The sequence below is a fragment of the Telmatospirillum sp. J64-1 genome (assembly GCF_006980715.1).
GTDB classification, from domain to species: Bacteria; Pseudomonadota; Alphaproteobacteria; order Rhodospirillales; family Magnetospirillaceae; genus Oleiliquidispirillum; species Oleiliquidispirillum nitrogeniifigens.
On record NZ_SBHN01000003.1, the window covers coordinates 172,452 to 193,662 of the forward strand.

22 protein-coding genes are annotated in these 21,211 nt (G+C 64.4%); 13 read left to right on the forward strand and 9 right to left on the reverse strand.

The window, feature by feature from the left end:
- Window positions 1–38 precede the first annotated feature (38 nt).
- The 4 genes from EPD66_RS04580 (at window position 39) to ychF (ending at window position 3,387) form a co-directional block, all read left to right on the forward strand.
- On the forward strand, window positions 39–971 hold the full coding sequence (locus EPD66_RS04580; RefSeq protein WP_142847296.1) for a ribose-phosphate pyrophosphokinase: 933 nt from the start codon (window positions 39–41) through the stop codon (window positions 969–971).
- A 94-nt stretch (window positions 972–1,065) separates the two neighbouring features.
- The gene (locus tag EPD66_RS04585; RefSeq protein ID WP_142847297.1) at window positions 1,066–1,671 is read left to right on the forward strand and encodes a 50S ribosomal protein L25/general stress protein Ctc; all 606 of its coding nucleotides are present in this window, start codon (window positions 1,066–1,068) and stop codon (window positions 1,669–1,671) included.
- A gap of 8 nt (window positions 1,672–1,679) precedes the next feature.
- Window positions 1,680–2,273, forward strand: a complete 594-nt coding sequence (gene pth / locus EPD66_RS04590; RefSeq protein WP_142847298.1) for an aminoacyl-tRNA hydrolase — start codon at window positions 1,680–1,682, stop codon at window positions 2,271–2,273.
- 13 nt (window positions 2,274–2,286) lie between these two features.
- Window positions 2,287–3,387 (forward strand): redox-regulated ATPase YchF, encoded by a 1,101-nt coding sequence (gene ychF / locus EPD66_RS04595; RefSeq protein WP_142847299.1) that lies wholly within the window; start codon window positions 2,287–2,289, stop codon window positions 3,385–3,387.
- Between the two features lie 408 nt (window positions 3,388–3,795).
- On the opposite strand, the gene EPD66_RS04600 is transcribed toward ychF, so the two are convergent.
- The 8 genes from EPD66_RS04600 to petA all read right to left on the reverse strand — a co-directional run bounded on the left by EPD66_RS04600 (window position 3,796) and on the right by petA (window position 11,577).
- The gene (locus EPD66_RS04600) at window positions 3,796–5,187 is read right to left on the reverse strand and encodes an MATE family efflux transporter (RefSeq protein ID WP_255448364.1); all 1,392 of its coding nucleotides are present in this window, start codon (window positions 5,185–5,187) and stop codon (window positions 3,796–3,798) included.
- A 133-nt stretch (window positions 5,188–5,320) separates the two neighbouring features.
- A complete protein-coding gene (locus EPD66_RS04605) occupies window positions 5,321–6,076 on the reverse strand; it encodes a VOC family protein (protein ID WP_142847300.1) in 756 nt (251 codons plus the stop codon).
- Window positions 6,077–6,099: 23 nt separating this feature from the next.
- The gene (locus tag EPD66_RS04610) at window positions 6,100–6,747 is read right to left on the reverse strand and encodes a class II aldolase/adducin family protein (protein ID WP_142847301.1); all 648 of its coding nucleotides are present in this window, start codon (window positions 6,745–6,747) and stop codon (window positions 6,100–6,102) included.
- A 4-nt stretch (window positions 6,748–6,751) separates the two neighbouring features.
- A complete protein-coding gene (gene mtnA / locus EPD66_RS04615) occupies window positions 6,752–7,861 on the reverse strand; it encodes an S-methyl-5-thioribose-1-phosphate isomerase (protein WP_142847302.1) in 1,110 nt (369 codons plus the stop codon).
- 109 nt (window positions 7,862–7,970) lie between these two features.
- Window positions 7,971–8,855, reverse strand: coding sequence for an S-methyl-5'-thioadenosine phosphorylase (locus EPD66_RS04620; RefSeq protein ID WP_142847303.1), 885 nt, complete (start codon window positions 8,853–8,855; stop codon window positions 7,971–7,973).
- A gap of 139 nt (window positions 8,856–8,994) precedes the next feature.
- Window positions 8,995–9,762 (reverse strand): cytochrome c1, encoded by a 768-nt coding sequence (locus EPD66_RS04625; RefSeq protein ID WP_142847304.1) that lies wholly within the window; start codon window positions 9,760–9,762, stop codon window positions 8,995–8,997.
- On the reverse strand, window positions 9,762–11,012 hold the full coding sequence (locus tag EPD66_RS04630) for a cytochrome b/b6 (protein ID WP_142847305.1): 1,251 nt from the start codon (window positions 11,010–11,012) through the stop codon (window positions 9,762–9,764). The genes EPD66_RS04625 and EPD66_RS04630 overlap by 1 nt, the downstream gene beginning before the upstream one ends.
- 10 nt (window positions 11,013–11,022) lie before the next feature.
- Entirely contained in the window at window positions 11,023–11,577 is a 555-nt protein-coding gene (gene petA, locus EPD66_RS04635; RefSeq protein WP_142847306.1) for a ubiquinol-cytochrome c reductase iron-sulfur subunit, read from the reverse strand.
- 208 nt (window positions 11,578–11,785) lie between these two features.
- Here petA and EPD66_RS04640 point away from each other — a divergent pair, with 208 nt between their 5' ends.
- The 5 genes from EPD66_RS04640 to EPD66_RS04660 all read left to right on the forward strand — a co-directional run bounded on the left by EPD66_RS04640 (window position 11,786) and on the right by EPD66_RS04660 (window position 15,793).
- Window positions 11,786–12,262: a tRNA (cytidine(34)-2'-O)-methyltransferase gene (locus tag EPD66_RS04640; RefSeq protein WP_142847307.1), complete on the forward strand. Its 477-nt coding sequence runs from the start codon at window positions 11,786–11,788 to the stop codon at window positions 12,260–12,262.
- Entirely contained in the window at window positions 12,259–13,134 is an 876-nt protein-coding gene (hemF, locus tag EPD66_RS04645) for an oxygen-dependent coproporphyrinogen oxidase (protein ID WP_142847308.1), read from the forward strand. Before EPD66_RS04640 ends, hemF begins: the two co-directional genes overlap by 4 nt.
- A gap of 94 nt (window positions 13,135–13,228) precedes the next feature.
- Window positions 13,229–13,996, forward strand: coding sequence for a tellurite resistance TerB family protein (locus EPD66_RS04650; protein WP_255448365.1), 768 nt, complete (start codon window positions 13,229–13,231; stop codon window positions 13,994–13,996).
- Between the two features lie 6 nt (window positions 13,997–14,002).
- The gene (locus EPD66_RS04655; RefSeq protein ID WP_142847309.1) at window positions 14,003–14,338 is read left to right on the forward strand and encodes a hypothetical protein; all 336 of its coding nucleotides are present in this window, start codon (window positions 14,003–14,005) and stop codon (window positions 14,336–14,338) included.
- Between the two features lie 87 nt (window positions 14,339–14,425).
- The gene (locus EPD66_RS04660) at window positions 14,426–15,793 is read left to right on the forward strand and encodes a sodium:alanine symporter family protein (protein WP_142847310.1); all 1,368 of its coding nucleotides are present in this window, start codon (window positions 14,426–14,428) and stop codon (window positions 15,791–15,793) included.
- A 30-nt stretch (window positions 15,794–15,823) separates the two neighbouring features.
- Here EPD66_RS04660 and EPD66_RS04665 read toward each other — a convergent pair whose 3' ends face one another.
- Window positions 15,824–16,669, reverse strand: a complete 846-nt coding sequence (locus tag EPD66_RS04665) for a CAP domain-containing protein (RefSeq protein ID WP_185961251.1) — start codon at window positions 16,667–16,669, stop codon at window positions 15,824–15,826.
- A gap of 423 nt (window positions 16,670–17,092) precedes the next feature.
- Here EPD66_RS04665 and coxB point away from each other — a divergent pair, with 423 nt between their 5' ends.
- From coxB to EPD66_RS04685, 4 genes are read left to right on the forward strand one after another with little or no spacing between them, the layout of a single operon-like run.
- Window positions 17,093–17,938, forward strand: coding sequence for a cytochrome c oxidase subunit II (gene coxB / locus EPD66_RS04670; protein ID WP_142847312.1), 846 nt, complete (start codon window positions 17,093–17,095; stop codon window positions 17,936–17,938).
- Window positions 17,939–17,951: 13 nt separating this feature from the next.
- The gene (gene ctaD / locus EPD66_RS04675; protein WP_142847313.1) at window positions 17,952–19,580 is read left to right on the forward strand and encodes a cytochrome c oxidase subunit I; all 1,629 of its coding nucleotides are present in this window, start codon (window positions 17,952–17,954) and stop codon (window positions 19,578–19,580) included.
- 21 nt (window positions 19,581–19,601) lie between these two features.
- Window positions 19,602–20,207: a cytochrome c oxidase assembly protein gene (locus EPD66_RS04680; RefSeq protein ID WP_142847314.1), complete on the forward strand. Its 606-nt coding sequence runs from the start codon at window positions 19,602–19,604 to the stop codon at window positions 20,205–20,207.
- The gene (locus EPD66_RS04685; RefSeq protein ID WP_142847315.1) at window positions 20,204–21,016 is read left to right on the forward strand and encodes a cytochrome c oxidase subunit 3; all 813 of its coding nucleotides are present in this window, start codon (window positions 20,204–20,206) and stop codon (window positions 21,014–21,016) included. The genes EPD66_RS04680 and EPD66_RS04685 overlap by 4 nt, the downstream gene beginning before the upstream one ends.
- The last annotated feature ends 195 nt before the right edge of the window (window positions 21,017–21,211 follow it).

Genomic DNA, 21,211 nt, shown 5'->3' on the forward strand with positions numbered 1-21,211 from the left:
GCTTTCGGTTGCCAGCCCCGTCTCCCAAGGGTTACGGCATGAAAATCCTCGCTTGTAATAGTAATCGCACCCTCGCGGAATCCATTGCGAATTACCTCAACCTCGCCCTGACGAAAGCGGCCGTGCGCCGTTTCTCGGATAACGAGGTCTTCGTCGAAATCCATGAAAATGTGCGCGGCGAAGACGTCTTCCTGGTCCAGTCGACCTCCTTCCCGGCCAACGACAACATGATGGAGTTGCTGGTCACGCTCGACGCGCTCAAGCGTGGCTCGGCCCGTCGCATCACGGCGGTGATTCCTTATTTCGGCTATGCCCGCCAGGACCGTAAATCCGGTCCCCGCACGCCGATCTCCGCCAAGCTGGTCGCCAACCTGATCACCACCGCAGGCGCCAACCGCGTGGTGACGCTGGACCTGCATTCGGGTCAGATCCAGGGCTTCTTCGACATCCCGCTCGACAACCTGTATGCCGCGCCGGTCTTCACCAACGACATCCGCGACCGCTATCAGGGCGATGGCGTGATGATCGTCTCTCCCGACGTGGGCGGCGTGGTCCGCGCCCGCTCGATCGCCAAGCGCATCGACGCCGATCTGGCCATCATCGACAAGCGCCGCGAACGCGCCGGTGTTTCCGAGGTGATGAACATCATCGGCGACGTCAAAGGCCGCCGCTGCATCCTGGTCGACGACATCGTCGATTCCGCCGGGACGCTGTGCAACGCCGCCAAGGCGCTGATGGATGCCGGGGCCGTCTCGGTCGCCGCTTACGTCACCCATGGCGTTCTGTCGGGTGCCGCCGTCGAGCGCGTGACCAATTCGCCGCTTCAGGAATTGGTGATCACCGATTCCATCGAAGCCACCGAAGCGGTCAAGGGCGCGCACAATATCCGCCAGATCACCATCGCTCCGCTGATGGCCGAAGCCATCCAGCGCATCAGCGAAGAGCGTTCGGTTTCGACGCTGTTCGACTGAGCGGGTTGAAATTTCCCAGGGTCCGGTGTAAAGGACCCGTTCTCGGACGCGGCACCCCTGGAGGCCGCGTCGCCTTTTTTGATGGAGTTTTACGATGAGCGACGTGATCGCTATGAAGGCTCAGCTGCGCGACCGGGCCGGAAAGGGGGCCGCCCGTGCCACGCGCCGTGAAGGTCTCGTGCCCGGTGTCATCTACGGCAACAAGCAGGCCCCGACCCTGATCGCCATGGATCCCCGCCTCCTGCGTGCCCAGATGGCCCGCGGCGGCTTCTATGCCCATATGTACGACATCGACCTGGGCGATGCCGGCACCGAGCGCGTGATGGCGCGCGACATCCAGCTGCACCCGGTCACCGACCAGCCGCAGCATGTGGACTTCCTGCGCGTGTCCGCCGACACCGTAATCACGATGGAAATCCCGGTGATCTTCGTCAACGACACCGCTTCGCCGGGCCTGAAGCGCGGCGGCGTGCTGAACGTCGTGCGTCATGCCATCGAAGTGCGTTGCACCCCGGCCGCCGCTCCGGAAAGCATCCAGATCGACCTGACCGGCGCCGATATCGGCGATTCGATCCATATCAGCTCGGTCAAGCTGCCGGAAGGCGTGAAGCCGACGATCACCGACCGCGACTTCACCGTTGCCACCATTGCGGCGCCCACCGTCGCTCCGGCGGCTGCGGGTGAAGAAGAACAAGCGTAAGACGACCGATGCTTCTGCTGGTGGGCCTCGGCAACCCGGGATCGGGTTACGCCAAGAACCGCCACAATATCGGCTTCATGGCGGCGGACGAGATCGTCCGCCGCTATTCCTTTGGCCCCTGGCGTTCCAAATTCCAGGGCCAACTGGCCGAAGGCAGCATCAATGGCCAGCGCTGCCTGATGCTGAAGCCCGAGACCTATATGAACCTCTCGGGCCAATCCGTGGCGGCAGCGGCGCGTTTCCTCAAGATCCCGGTCATCGACATCGTGGTGATCCACGACGAGCTGGACCTTGCTCCGGGCAAGCTGCGCGTCAAGCGCGGCGGCGGTGCCGGCGGCCATAACGGCCTGAAGAGCATCGACGCCCATCTCGGCAAGGAATACCGCCGGGTCAGGCTGGGCATCGGCCATCCCGGCGACCGCAACCTGGTCTCGCCCTATGTCCTGCAGGATTTCAGCAAGGCCGAGGAAGTCTGGCTGCATCCGCTGCTCGACGCCGTGGCCGAGGCCTTTCCCCTGCTGATCCAGGGAGACGACAATCTGTTCATGACCAAGGTCAATACCTTGACCGCGCCGCCCAAGGCGAAAAAGACCACCGATTAGGACGGGAAAAATCATGGGTTTCAACTGCGGCATCGTCGGCCTGCCCAATGTCGGCAAGTCCACCCTGTTCAACGCCCTGACCCAGACGGCGGCGGCCCAGGCGGCGAACTATCCCTTCTGCACCATCGAGCCCAATGTCGGCCGCGTGGCGGTGCCCGATCCGCGCCTGGAGAAGCTGGCGGCGATCGCCAAGTCGCAGAAGATCCTGCCGACCCAGCTCGAATTCGTCGACATCGCCGGTCTGGTGCGCGGTGCCTCCAAGGGTGAAGGCCTGGGCAACCAGTTCCTCGCCAATATCCGCGAGGTGGACGCCATCGTCCATGTGCTGCGCTGCTTCGAGGATTCCGACATCACCCATGTCGAAGGTTCGGTCGATCCGGTACGCGACGCCGAAACCATCGAGACCGAGCTGATGCTCGCCGACATGGAAAGCCTGGAAAAGCGCATCACCAACATGGCCAAGAAGGCCAAGGGCGGCGACAAGGAAGCCAAGGAGCAGATCGCGGTGATGGAGCCGGTGCTCGAAGCCCTGCGCAACGGCAAGCCCGCCCGCAGCGTTCCCTTCGAGGGCGACGAACTGGTCACCTTCAAGCGCCTGGGCCTGCTGACCTCCAAGCCCGTCCTCTATGCCTGCAATGTCGAGGAAGCCTCGGCCGCCGAAGGCAACGAATTCTCCGCGCGCGTCGCCGAGATGGCCGCCGCCCAGGGTGCCGCCCATGTGGTGATCTCGGCCGCCATCGAGGCCGAAGTCTCGCAATTGCAGAGCGACGAGGACAAGCGCGAATTCCTCGAAGCCCTGGGCCTCGAGGAAACCGGCCTGACCCGCGTCATCCGCGCCGGCTACGACCTGCTGCAGCTTCTGACCTTCTTCACCGTCGGTCCCAAGGAAGCCCATGCCTGGACCCTGGAAAAGGGCAAGAAGGCCCCGCAGGCCGCAGGCGTCATCCACACCGATTTCGAACGCGGCTTCATCCGCGCCGAAACCATCTCCTATGACGACTTCATCGCCTGCAACGGCGAACAAGGCGCCAAGGAAGCCGGCAAGATGCGGCTGGAGGGTAAGGAATACCTCGTCCAGGACGGCGATATCTTCCACTTCCTGTTCAACGTGTAAAAAAGGGCGCTTCGGCGCCCTTAAGACTGCTGACAAACCCCCTTTTTTCCTCGTCACTCCCGCGAAAGCGGGAGTCCATGGAACCGCAGCATCCATATTTAGCGGCTTACATCTTCACGATTCCCAACATGGACCCCCGCCTCCGCGGGGGTGACGTTTTTCTGCGGGCGGCATCGGCTTTGTCAGCAATCTGAAGGGCGCTTCGGCGCCCTTTCTTGTTTTGGGCTCGCTCCATGCTTCGAGACGGCCCTTCGGGCCTCCTCAGCATGAGGTTTATCTTGTTGAAGAAGAATAAAAAATTATCCTCATGCTGAGGAGCCGCAAAGCGGCGTCTCGAAGCATGAACAAGGAGAAGGAATGAGGTGCAGGAGGCCGCGCCTCCTGCCGGGTTTGGGTAGAGCTCAAGGCTCACACCAAACCCAGCGTCTCGCGCCGCGCCCAGCGCCAGGTCATCAGCCCCGCCACGACGGACAGGCCGAGGGCGAGACCGCCCCAGACGCCGACGCCGCCCAGCCCCAGCCAGAAGGCCAGCAGCGCGCCGCAAGGCAAACCGAGCACCCAATAGCCGATCCCGGCGAAGACCATCGGCATCCGGGTATCCTTCAGGCCGCGCAGCGCCCCGGCGGCGGTGGTCTGGGCGCCGTCCACCACCTGGAACAGGCCTGCCAGGGCCAGGAATTCGGCGGCCAGCCGCGCCACCTGCCGCGCCTCGGGGTCGCTGAGGTCGAGGAAGGGAGAGACGAAAAGCCGGGGCATGCTGACCAGCAGCACGGCCATCATCGCCATGAACAGGACGGACATGGCCAAGGCCGCCCATCCGGCCCGGCCTGTCTGCAACGGATCCCCCCTGCCCACGCCAAGGCCCACGCGCACCGTCGCAGCCTGGCCGATCCCCATGGGCACCATGAAGGTGATGCTGACGACCTGCAGGGCGATGGCATTGGCGGCCAGGGCATCGGCGCCGATCAGCCCCATCAGGAAGACGGCGGCGCTGAACACGCCCATTTCCAGGGCGAAGATGCCGCCGATCGGGCCGCCCACCTTGACGATCTCCCAGCAGCGCGCCCAGTCCGAGCGCCACAGCCGCCCCAGGATATAGAAGCGCCGCAATTGCCGGTCGAGCAGGATGAAGCCGAGCAGCGTCGAGAACATGAACAAATTGGTGATGGTCGTGGCAATCCCCGCCCCCGCCAGCCCCAGGGCCGGGGCGCCCATATTGCCGAACATCAGCAGCCAATTGACGAAGGCATTCAGCCCGATGGCCAGGAAGGTCACGACGAAGGCGGCGCGCGGCCTCTCCAGGGCGCTGACGAAGGAACGCAGCACCACGAAGGCCCAGCCGAAGAAGATGCTCCATTTCAGGTAGTGGATGTATTCGTCGGCCTTTGCCGACAAGGCCGCATCCTGTCCCAAAGCCGGCAGGATGCCCGCGCTCCAGTTCAGCACCAGCCAGACCGGCAGGCTCATGATGGCCGCCACCCAGAAGCCCTGGCGCACGGTCCGGCGCACATCGCGCACCGCGTGGCGGCGGCGGCCCAAGGCCTGGGCCATCAGCGGCGCGGTGCCGATCATCACCCCCATGCCGGTGATGAAGAAGACGAAGAAGAAGCTGCTGCCCAGCGTTCCGGCGGCCAGATCCTGCGGCCCCAGCCAGCCCATCATCACCACATCGGTGGTGTTGATGGCGATCTGCGCCAGGTTCGCCAGCACCAGCGGCCAGGCCAGGGACAGCATGGCCCTGATTTCCCGCCCCCAGCCGCCTTCGCTTCTCCGAACAGCCACGCCGTCCATCTCGCACATTCCCGTGTTCTCTATGACGGGGGCGTGCCTATCACATTTTTCAGGAGACGGGGAGCAGCGAAAGCGTCCGCCTCCCAGCCCAGACGGACGGCTCGGCGGAAGACCGCAATCTCATAAAGGTTATGAGCTTACCTCAGCCCCGAACCAGCTCCAGATAGAAGCCGCAGCCGTCTTCCGCTTCGATCCGGACACTGCCTTCCTTGTCCCGGGTGAAGGGAACCTGCCCCTCCTTCAGGACATCCGCCGCCTTGTCGGTATCGGCGACCGAGATCGTCAAGGCGAAGATCATCGGCGCGGCGGGCGGCTCGTCCAGGTCGGCATCGGGATGCATCTGGTCCACATCGTCGGGCCGGCTGAGGAAGATCATGGCGGCATCGGTATGCACCGCCACCAGATCGTCGGTCGGCGTCGTCGAGCCGGGGCCGAAGACGCGCCCCCAGGCCAGGGCGACGCCTTCCGGGTCGTCCACGGCCACGGTGACCGAGCGAATGCCCAGGGCGCCATTGGGATGGCGCAGCCAGTCCGGCTCCATCAGGCGTTCGGGGGTGAGATACTGGCAGATCCGCGAGGAGGCGCCGGGCGTGGCCGAGGCATCCAGATCGATGAGCCGGAACCGCGCTCCGCCCTCGCCCAGCGTCACCTCGCGCGGCTCGCCGAGGATCACGCCCGCCTTGGACAGGCTGCTCCCGGCGGCCTGGATGTCGTCGGTGGCGAAGCCCAGGGCGGCAAGCCCCTGCCCGCCTCCTTCCGCCAGTTCCAGGCGGTCACGCAGGAACTGCACGCCGTGAGGCGCGAGGGCAAAGCCCAGGCGTTTCAGCTTTTCCCGGCCCTGCTGCTCGTCGCGCACGGCAATGACCACATGATCGAGACCCCGGACATGATTATACATGCTGCCCTTCCCGTAAAAGTGGTTCAGCGCCCGCGATTGGCGGGGCCGTAGGTTTTGAACTTCTCGATGACCCGGTCCATTTCCGCATCATCCAGGATGACCGGCTCGCCGATCTGCAGGGCCCGCCAATATTGCTCGGCCAGGCTTTCCACCTCGATCGCCAACGACAGCGCCTTCTCGGCAGTCTCGCCACAGGCGATCATGCCGTGATTGGCCAGCAGGCAGGCCTTGCGCCCCTCCAGGGCCGCGACGGCATGGTCCGAAAGCTCCTGGCTGCCGAAGGTGGCGTAGGGCGCGCAGCGGATGTCCTTACCGCCGGCCATGGCGACCATGTAATGGAAGGCCGGAATATCCCGGCGCAGCACGGCCAGCGTGGTGCAGAAGGGCGCATGGGTATGGACCACGGCGCCGAATTCCGGGCGGAGGGCCAGGATGTCGCGGTGGAAGCGCCATTCGCTCGACGGCGCCACATCGCCTTCCCAATATCCGTCGAAATCCACCTCCACGATGTCGCGGGGCCGCAACCGGCCCGGCGGCATGCCCGAAGGCGTGATCAGGAAGCGCCCGCCGCTGCGGATGCTGACATTACCCGCGGCCACCTTGTTCAGCCCCGCCTTTTCCAGGCGGCAGGCGATGTCGATGATGGTCTGGCGCGGATTGCCCTCCATCATCGCCTCAGCCCTTCCGGTTGGGGCGGCGCTCGGGGAACAGCTCCAGCAGCCCTTCCTCGCTGGCCGCGCAGAGTCCGCGTTCGGTGATCAGCCCGGTGACCAGACGGGCCGGGGTGACGTCGAAGGCGTAATTCGCCGCCGGGCTGCCCTCGGGCGTGATCGTCACGGTCACCGGCTGGCCGTTGCCGTCGCGGCCGGTGATCTGGGTGACCTCGGCGGGATCGCGCTCCTCGATCGGGATCTCGCGGATGCCGTCGGCGATGGTCCAGTCGATGGTCGGGCTGGGCAGCGCCACATAGAAGGGCACGCCGTTGTCATGGGCGGCCAGCGCCTTCAAATAGGTGCCGATCTTGTTGCAGACATCGCCGCGCGCCGTGGTGCGGTCGGTGCCGACGATGCACATGTCGACCATGCCGTGCTGCATGATATGGCCGCCGGCATTGTCCACGATCACCGTATGGGGCACGCCGTGCTGGTTCAGTTCCCAGGCGGTCAGGCTGGCGCCCTGGTTGCGCGGACGGGTCTCGTCCACCCAGACATGCACCTTCAGCCCCGCTTCATGGGCCATGTAGATGGGCGCCAGGGCCGTGCCCCAATCCACCGTCGCCAGCCAGCCCGCATTGCAATGCGTCAGGATGTTGAAGACGTCTCCCCTGCCCTTGCGCTCGGCCAGGGACTGGATGACCTTCAGCCCATGCTGGCCGATGGCGTGATTGATCGCCACGTCCTCGTCGCAGATTTCCGCCGCCCGCGCATAGGCCGCCGCCACGCGCTCGCCCTCGGCCAGGGGCTCCAGCACCGCCATCATGTCGTCCAGCGCCCAGCGCAGGTTGATGGCCGTCGGGCGGGTCGCCAGCAGCATCTCGTAGGCCGCCTTCAGCGCCGCTGTGGAGGGATCGCGGCGCAGCGCCAGGCACAGGCCATAGGCCGCCGTCGCGCCAATCAGCGGCGCCCCGCGCACCCACATCTCCTTGATGGCGCGGGCGGCGTCTTCCATGCTTTCCAGGCGGATCGTCTCGAAGGCATGGGGCATTTTGGTCTGGTCGATGATCTCGACCGCCCATCCATCCTTGGCGACCCAGATGGTCCGCTGCGGAACTCCGTTGACGCGCATGATCTGCTCCCTGAACTGTCACAATGCAGGGCTCTGCCCTGCACCCGCCAGGAGGCTTGCCTCCTGGACCTCATGAATGGGGTTCGGGCGGCAGCCCGTTCCTTTTCCCTTAGCCCTTCAGCACCCGGCCGGCGACGGCGTCCAGCTTGGCGATCATTTCCGGATCGCGGGCCTGGGGTGCGGTGATGATGGCGTTGTCCAGGACGGTATGGCAACCCTCGGTGCAGACATGGGCGCGGGCGCGCAGCTTGGGCGCCACCTGCTTGACCAGGGACCGGCCCTTGTCGGCATTGGCCAGCAGCACCTTGATCACGGCTTCCACGCTGACATGGTCATGATCTTCGTGCCAGCAATCGAAATCGGTGACCATGGCGACGCTGGCGTAGCACATCTCCGCCTCGCGGGCGAGCTTGGCCTCGGGCATGTTGGTCATGCCGATGACGCTGCATCCCCAGGAACGGTAGAGGTTGGATTCGGCCTTGGTCGAGAATTGCGGGCCTTCCATCACCAGATAGGTGCCGCCGCGCACATGGGCGATGTCCAGTTCCTTCGCTGCCTCTTCCAGGGCGTCGCCCAGGCGGCCGCAGACCGGATCGCCCATGCCGACATGGGCGACGAGGCCGGTGCCGAAGAAGCTCTTGTTGCGGGCGAAGGTGCGGTCGATGAACTGGTCGACGATGACGAAGGTGCCCGGCGGCAGGTCTTCGCGCAGCGACCCCACAGCGCTGACCGAGATGATCTCGGTGACACCGGCGCGCTTCATCACATCGATATTGGCGCGGTAGTTCAGTTCGGAGGGGGGAATGCGGTGGCCGCGGCCATGGCGCGGCAGGAAGACCAGCTTCTGGCCGTCCAGTTCGCCGAACAACAGGGCGTCCGAGGGCTCGCCGAAGGGGCTTTCGACCTTGCGCCATTCGGTGTTGGACAGACCGTCGATCTCGTAGATGCCGCTGCCGCCGATGATTCCGATCACCGGCTCATTCCCCTGGGCCATGCGCTTTCCCCTTCCTGATCCGAAAACACCTGATCGCCGGTTGTTACCGTGTCGGGGCGCATTCGCCAAACAAAAAAAGGCCGCTCCCTTTCGGGGAGCGGCCCTTCTTCTGCGAACCGAGGCTCTTCAGGCTGACGGCTTAATGGACGTCAGACCAGATGCGGCGCTTCAGCGCATAGAGCATCGCGGTCAGCACCGCCAGGAACAGCATGACCTTCACGCCCAGCGACTTGCGCTGTTCCAGCTCGGGCTCGGCGGCCCAGTTCAGGAAAGCGGTGATGTCGCGGGCCATCTGGTCCACCGTGGCCGGCGTGCCGTCGGCATAGCTCACCATGTCGTCGAACAGCTGCGGCGGCATGGCGATCTGGTGGCCGGGGAAGGCCACGTTGTAGTTCATACCCGGCATCAGCTCGACGCCTTCCGGCTCGTCCTGATAGCCCGTCATCAGGGCGTAGAGGTAGTTCGGGCCGTTGACGCGGGCCTTGGTGATCAACGACAGATCCGGCGGATAGGCACCGTTATTGGCGGCGCGGGCGGCCTGTTCGTTGGGGAACGGCTTGACGAAGCGGTCGGACGGGCGGCCTTCGCGCTCGAACATCTCGCCTTCGTCATTGGGGCCGTCCACCACCTGGTATTCGGCGGCCAGGGCACGGACGGAATCCTCGTCCAGGCCGATGGCCTCCAGGTTGCGGAAGGCCACCAGGCTCAGCGCATGGCAGTTGCCGCAGACCTCGCGGTAGATGTGCAGGCCACGCTGGAGCTGCGCCCGGTCGTAATGACCGAAGATGCCGTTCCAGGACCAGTTCTGCGACTCGTAGTGGATTTCTTCACCAGCGGCATGGGCGCTGCCGGCAGCGGCGGCGGTCAGACCGGCCGCCACCATCGCGATTTTGAAGAACTTACGCATTACGCCTTCTCCATCGGCTGAGCACTGGCAGCATAGCCACCGCCCTTCAGAACGGGCGCGCTGATGCTCTGCGGCAGCGGACGCGGACGCTCGAGATAGCCCAGCAGCGGCATGAGGATAATGAAATGGCCGAAGTAGTAGGCCGTGGCGAGCTGGCTCAGCGGCACATAGATGCCTTCGGCCGGCATGGCGCCCAGATAGCCCAGGAAGACCGCGTTCGCCGCGAACAGCCAGAAGAACTGCTTGTAGATCGGACGGAAACGCGCGCTACGCACCTTCGAGGTGTCGAGCCAGGGCAGGAAGAACAGCACCACGATGGCGCCGAACATGGCCAGCACACCGCCCAGCTTGTCGGGAACCGCACGCAGGATCGCGTAGAAGGGCAGGAAGTACCATTCCGGCACGATATGCGCGGGCGTCACCATCGGGTTGGCCGGGATGTAGTTGTCCGGATGGCCGAGCGCGTTCGGAGCCCAGAACACGAAGGCGAAGTAGAACATCATGAAGACGCCCACCCCGAACAGATCCTTGATCGTGTAGTAGGGATGGAACGGAATGGTGTCCTGCGGCGACTTGACGTCGATGCCCAGCGGGTTGTTCGACTTGGTGGTGTGCAGCGCCCAGATGTGCAGGATCACCACGCCCACGATGACGAAGGGCAGCAGGAAGTGCAGGGCGAAGAAGCGGTTCAGGGTCGGGTTATCGACCGAGAAGCCACCCCACAGCAGCGTGACGATGTGCTCGCCGACCAGCGGGAAGGCCGAGAACAGGTTGGTGATGACGGTGGCGCCCCAGAAGCTCATCTGGCCCCAGGGAAGCACGTAGCCCATGAAGGCGGTACCCATCATCAGCAGCAGGATGACGATACCCAGCCACCACAGGACTTCGCGCGGGCCCTTGTAGGAACCGTAATACAGGCCGCGGAACATGTGGATGTACACGACGATGAAGAACATCGACGCGCCGTTGGCATGCATGTAGCGGATCAGCCAGCCGTAATTCACGTCGCGCATGATGCGCTCGACCGAGTCGAAGGCCAGGCTGGTATGGGGGGTGTAGAACATCGCCAGGAACAGGCCGGTGGCGATCATGATGACCAGCACGAGACCGGCCAGCGAACCGAAGTTCCACCAATAGTTCAGATTCTTCGGGGTCGGATAATCGATCGCGCTGTGGCGCAGCAACGTAAAGACCGGCAGGCGCTCGTCGACCCACTTTATGGTCTTGTTCTCGAAGGAATGGCCGCTCATCAGTCAGCTCCTAACCGATCCGGATGGTCGTATCGTCCAGGAAGGTATATTCCGGGATCTCGAGGTTGGCCGGCGCGGGACCCCGGCGGATACGTCCGGCGGTGTCGTAGTGCGAGCCGTGGCACGGGCAGAACCAGCCGCCGAAAGCGCCCTTGGGATCGGCCGCCTTCTGGCCGAGCGGAACGCAGCCGAGATGGGTGCAGACGCCGATCATCACCAGCCATTCGGGACGCTGGACGCGATCTTCATCGGTCTGAGGATCGGGCAGTTCGTTGATATTGACGGCCCGCGCCGTTTCGATTTCCTCGGCGGTGCGGTGACGGATGAAGACCGGCTTACCGCGCCAGGTGACGGTAATGGCCTGGCCCTCGGCGATGGGAGCCAGATTAACCTCGGTCGAGGCCAGCGCCAGAACGTCGGCAGCCGGGTTCAAGCTGTGGATCAGCGGCCAGACGGCCAGGGCCGTACCCACCGCGCCGACAGCCGTCGTCGCATAAAGCAGGAAGTCCCGCCGAGTTTCGCCCTGGCCGCTAGCGCCATGGGCTTGAGTTGACGTATCAGCCATAAGAGTACCCCTTGTTGGCCCGCAGAAGCGCGTCTATTAACCATAGCGGCTTAGCCGATTCAAGGGCCTCCGCCCCTGGTGAGGGCGGGTGGGCACCTTTCCGGCGTGCGTCTGATTTCGCGTCGTTCTATAAGACAGAATACCCCATTTGGAAAGGCCCGAATCCCAGAATGGTCAATACAGCAACCTCGGGTTGTCATTATTCAGCATGAGAATCGCCCTCTTCCAGCCCGATATTCCGCAGAATACAGGCACCCTCCTCAGGCTGGCCGCATGCATGGGCGTAGGCGTCGACATCATCGAACCCTGCGGCTTCTTGTTCGACGACCGCCGCATGCGCCGCGCCGGCATGGATTACGTCGCCCATGTCGGATTGACGCGCCATTCCTCCTGGCGCGCCTTCCAGGAACAGCGCCAGTCCGGCAGCATGCCCGGACGGCTGGTGCTGCTGACAACCCAGGGCTCGTCCAGCCACCTGGATTTCACCTTCCGCCCCGACGACATCCTGATGCTGGGACGCGAAACCTCGGGCGTGCCCGACGAGGTGGCCGAGGCCGCCGACGCCCGCATCCGCATTCCCATGGCCCCGCCCCTGCGCTCGCTGAACGTCGCCATCGCCGGCGCCATCGTCCTGGCCGAGGCGCTGCGCCAGACGGGGCTCTTTCCCAAAGAAGAGCAGTCATGACCGAGATTCCCGAGATCGAACAGCGTAAAACCCGCGCCTGCGCCTGGTTCCGTTCCCTGCGCGACGAGATCTGCGCGGCCTTCGAGGCCATCGAGGACGAGTTCACCGCCAGCGACCGTCCCGCCGGACGCTTCGAGCGCAAGGACTGGGAACGCCCGCATGAGGACGGCGCGGAAGGCGCGAAAGGCGGCGGCGGCACCATGTCGATCATGCGTGGCCGCGTCTTCGAGAAGGTCGGGGTCAACATCTCCACCGTGTTCGGCCGCTTCACCCCGGAATTCGCCAAATCCATTCCCGGCGCCGACCAGGACCCCCGCTTCTGGGCGGCGGGCATTTCGCTGGTGGCCCATATGTGGAATCCGCTGGTTCCCGCCGTGCACATGAATACGCGCATGATCGCCACCACGCGCAGCTGGTTCGGCGGCGGGGCCGACTTGACACCGACTTTCCCCTATCAGGAAGACACCGACGACTTTCACGGCGCGTTGAAGCAGGCCTGCGACGCCCATGACCCGGAACATTATCCCCGCTTCAAGAAATGGTGCGACGAATACTTTTACCTACCTCATCGGGGTGAGCCGCGCGGGGTCGGCGGCATCTTCTACGACGGCCTCGACACGGGAAACTGGGAGGATGATTTCGCCTTCACCCAGGATGTCGGCCGCGCCTTCCTCGACATCTATCCCCGGATCGTCCGCCGCCGCATGAACCAGCCCTGGACCGACGAGCAGAAACAGGCCCAGCGCATCAAGCGCGGCCGCTATGTCGAGTTCAACCTGCTCTACGACCGGGGAACCACCTTCGGCCTGAAGACCGGCGGCAATGTCGAGGCCATCCTGATGAGCCTGCCCCCCGACGTCGCCTGGCCCTGACCGCCCGCCCTCCCCCGCAAGTTCAGCTTGCCCGCCATGGGTGCATCGACCACCTCAACGGCTGGAGGGCAAGCATTGCGGGAGAAGGAAGGTCATGATCGATCCGAAGAAACTGCTGGAAAACTTCATGGGTTCGGGAATGGGCTCGAATCTCGGGGGCATGCTGAACCAGGGCAACACGCAGTCGCGGCAGACACAGAATCAGGGCCCGAACATCCCCGGCCTGTCCGGAGGCCTGGGGCAACTGGCGACCGGCGCGGCGGGCGGCGGACTGATCGGCCTGCTGCTGGGCAGCAAGAAGGGGCGCAAATCTGGCGGCTCGCTCTTCAGTCACGGCATGTCGGCGATGCTGGGCGGGTTGGCCTACAAGGCCTGGCAGGAATGGTCGGCGCAGCGTTCGCCCCAGCAGGCGGCGCAGCAGGGCGGACAGCAGGCGATGCAGGTTCCCCAGCCCCCGGCCGGCAGCGCCTTCGACATGAACCAAGCGCAGCCGGCGGCGGACGGCCGGGATGCCCGCATCGCCATCGTCCAGGCGATGATCGCCGCGGCCAAGGCCGACGGCCATATCGACGCCACCGAACAACGTGAATTGTTCGACCGTATCGGCCAGCTTCAGCTCGATAGCGAGGAAAAGGCCTTCATCATGGACGAGTTGGCCAAGCCGCTGAACGTGGACGAGATCGCCGGGCTGGCCGCCAACCGCGAGCAGGCGGCGGAAATCTGGCTGGCCTCGCGCCTTGCCATCGATCCCGACGACCCGCGCGAACAGGCCTATCTCCAGGAACTGGCGACCAAGATGAACCTGCCCCAGGACCTGGTGGCCCATCTCGACGCGCAGGCGGCGGCCAGCCAAAGCGGCTGACCGGCCATGGCGGATGACGACGGGAAAAGGCTTCTCGACGAAGGATACGACAAGCTCGAACAGGACTTGCCCGACCGGGTGACGCGCATCCTGCGATGGCTGCGCAACCCCAAGAGCCGGTGGGTCCGCCTGCCCGTCGGCATCCTGCTGATCATCGCCAGCTTCTTCTGGTTCCTGCCGATCCTGGGCATGGAGTTGCTGCCCATCGGGCTGCTGCTGATCGCCCAGGACGTGCCTTTCCTGCGCAAGCCGGTGGGAAAGGCGCTGATCTGGCTGGAGAAGAAATGGAGGAAACTACACCAGCGCTGGCAGAACAGGACGTTCTTGAAGTGGGGCAAATAAGCCCCCTGCTTTAGTCCAGGGGACTTAGACCTTCTCTAGACGCGCGAGCTTCGATAGACTTTCCCGAAACCATAGCGGGAAGGTGTCATGGAAACTTTCTCTTCCTTTCTAGACAGCGTCAGTGCGGTGGTCTGGGGACCGCCCATGCTGGTGCTCATCCTGGGCGTAGGCCTGCTCCTCAACGTCATGCTCAAGGCCATGCCGCTGTTCCGGCTCGGCTACGGCTTCCGGATGGTCTGGCAGGCCCGGAAACCAGGCGGCCCCGGCGAGATCACGCCCTTCGCCGCCTTGATGACGGCGCTGGCCGCGACGGTCGGCACCGGCAATATCGCGGGCGTCGCCACCGCCATCGCCCTGGGCGGGCCGGGCGCCATGTTCTGGATGTGGTGTACCGCCCTGGTGGGCATGGCGACCAAATATTCGGAAGTGCTGCTGGCCGTTCACTATCGTGAAAAGGACAGCAGCGGCGAATATGTCGGCGGCCCCATGTATGCCATCCGCAATGGTTTGGGTCCGAAATGGGCGGTGCTGGGCGGCGCCTTCGCCCTGTTCGGCGGGCTGGCGGGCTTCGGCATCGGCAACATGGTCCAGGCCAATACCGTGGCCCATGCCGCCGAGACCACGTTCAACATCCCGACCTGGATCAGCGCCCTCGCCCTGATGGTCCTGACCGGGCTGGTGGTGGTCGGCGGCATCCGCCGCATCGGCGCCGTGGCCCAGGCCCTGGTGCCGGCCATGTGCGTGATCTACGTGCTGGGCGCGCTGTTCGTCCTGTTCTACTACGCCGCCGAGATCCCCGGCGCCTTCGCCCTGATCTTCACCCATGCCTTCACCCCCACCGCCGCCACCGGCGGCTTCGCCGGCGCCGCCGTCTGGGCGGCCATGCGCTATGGCGTGGCGCGCGGGGTATTCTCCAACGAGGCCGGGCTGGGAACGGCGGGCATCGCCCAGGCGGCGGGCATGAGCTCCAGCCCCGTGCGGTCGGGCGTCATCGGCATGATGGGAACCTTCATCGACACGATCATCATCTGCAGTATGACCGGTCTCGCCATCATCGCCTCGGGTGCCTGGACCTCGGGCCTGACGGGCGCGGCCCTGTCCACCGAGGCCGTCGCCACCGCCCTGCCCACCACCGGCGGCGTCGTGGTGACCCTGGCCCTGGCGGTGTTCGCCTTCACCACCATCCTGGGCTGGTCCTATTTCGGCGAGAAATGCTGGACCTATCTGGTGGGCGCCAAGTGCAAGATGCCCTTCCGCGTCCTGTGGACCCTGGCCGTGCCGATCGGCGCCATGGCCCAGCTCGACCTGGTCTGGCTGATCGCCGACGTCCTCAACGCCTTCATGGCCATCCCCAACCTGATCTCGCTGGTTGCCCTCAGCCCGGTCATCGTCAAGCTGACCCGCGACTATTTCGCCCAGGACAGCCACGACGAGTTGGTGCCGGAACAGCGATAAGGCAGGCGGGGCCCGGCCTCTTCCGGGCCCCTATTCCCCTTCCGCTGCCTGAGGGCCGATGAAGGTCATCGGCCCCGGCGCCACGGCGAAGCGCCCCTCGCCTTCCGGAAACAGGACGACCAGACGGTAGGGACCGGGCCGGTCGGGTGCGGACAGGCGGCCGATGGGATCGGGGGTGATTTCCATGTCTTCGGGAAAATTCGCCACCAGATCGGCCATGGGCGGTTCGGGCTGGCCCGCCGCGGGCTCGATCGACAGGGACAGGCCGCTGCCCGGACTCAGGGACAGCGGCAGATCCGCATCCAGCCGTCCCATCGGACGGCCGAAGACCTGGACCACATAAAGCCGGTCGCCCGCCGTGGCGGCCCCCACGCCCAGCAGGGTGAATTCCGGATCCAGCATGTTGCGCCGGTGGCCCGGGCTTTCCATCAGCCCCTCGACCACGGTGGCGGCGATCCGTTCTGACTCTGCGTCGAAGCTGCCGACCGCCTGGAACAGGTTCTCGCCACTGCCGCCGATGAAACGGCGATCGAGCAGGGCTACCCGTTCGTCCGGCCCACGCCCCGAGGGATCGTGATGGGCGAAGAAATCGCGTTCCAGCATGTCCAGGGCATGGGCGCGGGCGACCCGCCGCAATCCTTCATCGGGCGCCAGTTCCCCGGCCTCCGCCGTCCCTTCCCCGCGCCGCTGCTGATTGGTCAGGTCCAGCACGCGCGCTTCCAGGCTTTCGACGATGCGCATCCCGTCCGGCGGCCGGGCCAAGGCCTGCTCCGCCCACTGGACGTAATCCTCCGGGGCTTCGCGTGCCTGGACCCCCGCGGCCAGAAGAGACGTCACCAAGGCGGCGGCAAGCGCAGGAGCGGAAAGCAGCGTCATGGGTGTCTTCCAGAACAACCAAGCCGGAACAACCGGGGGAGAAGCCATGGTTAGGAATGTCTGCGCCCTCCTCCGCCCGGTCAATGACGGCGGCTCCAGCCACCCCCTATTGGTGCGGGAGAAAAAATTTTTCACTCCTCCGCAAGGCCTGCCCGGCCATTCGGCCTAACCCATTTTTGCTGATTTCCCGGCACCTTCGGCGCAAATGGATGGGGCACCCTGGAAAATAGGGATATCCACACAGAAAATAAGTTTCTGGTACGGGATATTGTAACCGGCGACGGAGCCACCAAATCGTCAGGTTGATAAGAAGAAGCGCCGCGAGCCTCTACCGCTGCGATGGGGAGATATTCTCGCCACGCGACGGTTTTGTCTTGCGGCCAACGCTCTCACGCGCCTAAAGGCCGAAGCAGGGGGTGAGCGATGAACGCCACAAAGGTATTTATGCTGGCGGCTTTTCTGGCCGCGTCCATCCTGGCAATGCCCGACACGGCGATGGCCGACGGCTTCCCCGTTCCCTGGCAGATGGGAATGCAGGAACCGGCATCGCCGACCATGGAACGGATCAGCCAGCTTAACAATCTGCTCAATGTCATCGTATTGGGCATTGTGCTGCTGGTGATGGCGCTTGTGGGCTATGCCGTCTGGCGCTTCCGGGCCAGCCGCAATCCAGAACCGGCGAAATGGTCGCATAATACGGTACTGGAAATTGCTTGGACGACGGTGCCGGTCCTGCTGCTGCTGGCCATCGCGGTTCCGTCCTTTCGTTTGCTCTATTTCATGGACCGCACCGAAGAAGCCGACATGACCCTGAAGGTCACCGGCCATCAATGGTACTGGTCCTACGAATATCCCGATTACGAGATCGGCTTCGACGCGATCATGGTTCCCGACGAGGAACTGCAGCCCGACCAGCTTCGCCAGTTGACCACCGACAACGTGGTCGTGCTGCCCACCGACACCAATATCCGCATCCACCTCACCGCCTCGGACGTGATCCATAGCTGGGGTATTCCGTCCCTGGGGCTGAAGACCGACACGGTTCCGGGGCGCCTGAACGAGACCTGGGTGCGGATCACCCGTCCCGGCACCTTCTACGGCCAATGCTACGAGCTGTGCGGCATCAATCACGCCTTCATGCCGATCATGATCCGGGCGGTGCCGCCCGAGGAATTCCAGGCGTGGCTGGAAGAGGCTCAGGAACAATTCGCGCTGAACAAGAAGCCGGACGGGCCGCAGATCGCCCGGGCAGAGACGAGCCAGCAGTGAGGGAGGCCGTAAGATGACCGTACAAACCGCGCCGGGCCATGCCGGTGGACATGACCACGAAGCACCCTCCGGCTGGCGCCGCTGGGTGCTGTCCACCAACCACAAGGATATCGGCACCCTTTACATCATCTTCTCGATCTTCACCGGCCTGGTCGGCGGCGGCCTGTCCATGCTGCTGCGCCTGGAGCTGATGTCTCCGGCCGAGAGCTGGATCGGGGGCGATTACCAGCTCTACAACGCCATCATCACCGCCCATGGCGCGATCATGGTCTTCTTTGTGGTGATGCCCGCCTTGATCGGCGGTTTCGGCAACTGGTTCCTGCCGCTGATGATCGGCGCACCGGACATGGCCTTCCCGCGCATGAACAACATCAGCTTCTGGCTGCTGCCTCCGGCCTTCCTGCTGATGATCATGGCCGCCATCACCGGCATGGGGCCGGGCACCGGATGGACGCTCTATCCGCCGCTCTCGACCATGGGGCATCCGGACGCGGCGGTGGATTACGTCATCCTGTCGCTGCATATCGCCGGGGTGTCCTCGATCCTGGGCGCCATCAACTTCATCACCACCATCCTGAACATGCGCGCCCCGGGCATGACCATGCACCGCATGCCGCTCTTCGCCTGGGCCATGCTGGTGACCTCGGTCCTGCTGCTGCTGGCCGTGCCGGTACTGGCGGGCGCGCTGACCATGCTGCTGACCGACCGCAATTTCGGCACCACCTTCTTCGACCCCTCGGGCGGCGGCGACCCGATCCTGTACCAGCACCTGTTCTGGTTCTTCGGCCATCCCGAGGTCTACATCATGATCCTGCCGGCCTTCGGCATCATCAGCCATGTGATCTCGACCTTCTCGCGCAAGCCGGTCTTCGGCTATCTGGGCATGGCCTATGCCATGGTCGCCATCGGGGTCATCGGCTTCGTGGTCTGGGCGCACCACATGTTCACGGTGGGCCTCAGCGTGAATACGCGCGCCTACTTCCTGGCCGCGACCATGATCATCGCCGTGCCGACGGGCATCAAGGTGTTCAGCTGGATCGCCACCATGTGGGGCGGCTCGATCGAGTTCAAGCTGCCCATGCTGTGGGCCATCGCCTTCGTCTTCCTGTTCACCGTGGGCGGCGTCACCGGCGTCGTGCTGGCGAATGCCCCGGTGACCGTGGCGCTGCACGACACCTATTACGTGGTGGCGCATTTCCACTACGTGCTCAGCCTGGGCGCCGTCTACGCGATCTTCGCCGGTTTCTATTACTGGATCGGCAAGATGTCGGGGCGGCAATATCCCGAAACCCTGGGCAAGATCCATTTCTGGCTGACCTTCATCGGCGTCAACCTGGCCTTCTTCCCGCAGCATTTCCTGGGCTTGGCGGGCATGCCTCGGCGCATTCCCGACTATCCGGACGCCTTTGCCGGCTGGAACATGGTCTCCTCGATCGGCGCCTTCATCGCCGGCTTCGCCACCCTGGTCTTCCTGGTGGTGGTGTGGCGCACCCTGGTAGCGGGCGAACGCGCCCCGGCCAATCCCTGGGGTCCGGGGGCGAACACCCTGGAATGGACGGTCAGTTCGCCGCCGCCGCTGCACAATTTCGAGGAAATCCCCAATTTCGGCGAACGTGTGCCGTCGTCCAGGCCAGCCGAATAACCCCAGCCAAGGGAGTAACGGATGTCTCAGCCCGACAAGATCAGACGCACCGTTCTGGCTTCGCTGGCCGCCGTCGCGGCCATGGTTGGGTTGGTGGTTGCCTCGGTCCCGCTCTACGACCTGTTCTGCCGCGTGACCGGCTACGGCGGCACCCCGCGTGTCGCCGCCTCCACCGGCGAGGTGGTCTCGGATCGGATCATGACCATCCGTTTCGATTCCAACACCATGCCCGATCTGGAATGGCGCTTCTCCCCCGACCAGCGCAGCATGGATGTGCGATTGGGGGAAAGCGGCCTGGCCTTCTATACGGCCACCAATACCGGTGACGAGCCGGTGGTGGGGACGGCGACCTTCAACGTCACGCCCATGAAGGCCGGGATCTATTTCAACAAGGTCGAATGCTTCTGCTTCACCGAACAGGTTCTGCAACCCGGCGAAAGCATCCAGATGCCGGTCAGCTTCTTCGTCGATCCGGCCCTGGCCGAGGATCGCTACGTCAACGAAGTGACCACCATCACCCTGTCCTATACCTTCTTCCGCGCTCAGGACCAATCTGGCGCCGCAGCGCAAAACGCCAATGTCAACGATAACGGGGAAACCGATTCCAACGGAGGTCGACGGTCATGAGCGAAACCCAGACGGCCCACCATCATCATGACGGGCCCAAACACCCCTTTCACCTGGTCAATCCCAGCCCCTGGCCTTTCCTGAGTTCGATCGCCACGCTGGTGCTGGCCTTCGGGCTGGTCCGCCTGATGCACGGCCAGGGCTGGGAAGTCCTGCTGGTCGGCGGCGCCCTGGTGATCGCCTGCATGTTCGGCTGGTGGCGCGACGTCATCCTCGAGGCGGTGCGCGACAAGGCCCATACGCCCGTGGTCCAGCACGGCCTGCGCGTGGGCATGATGCTGTTCATCGCCTCCGAGGCCATGTTCTTCGTCGCCTTCTTCTGGGCCTTCTTCAACGCCTCGCTGGGCGTCAGCCCCACTGTCGAGGCCTGGCCGCCCGAAGGCATCGAGACACTGTCGCCCTGGGACCTGCCTTTCCTCAACACCCTGATCCTGCTGTCCTCCGGCCTGACGCTGAACTGGGCGCATCACTCCCTGCTGCACAACAACCGGCGCGACATGATCCGCGCGCTGGCTTTGACGGTATTCCTGGGCGTGGTCTTCCTGGCCCTGCAGATGCTGGAATACGGCCACACCACTTTCGGCTTCTCGGACGGCATCTATCCGTCGGTCTTCTACATGGCCACCGGCTTCCACGGCTTTCACGTCTTCGTCGGCGTGGTCTTCCTGGCCGTGAACCTGCTGCGCGCCATGCGCGGTCATTTCAACGAAAAGCACCATGTCGGCTTCGAAGCCGCCGCCTGGTACTGGCATTTCGTGGACGTGGTCTGGATCTTCCTGTTCATCTGGGTCTATTGGTGGGGATCCTGATCGCCTTCCCTGTTGCGGATGATCAAACCCCGCCTATCCTGGCGGGGTTTTTTTCGTCTCCCATTCTTCTATCCAGCGCGGGTCAGCCTTGCACTGGAGCAACTTGCCACCGTCACATCCCAGCCCCATAGTCTGCGCATGAAAGACACAGCATCTTCTCCCGTCCGCAGCGTCGGCTTTGCGGAATTCGTTACT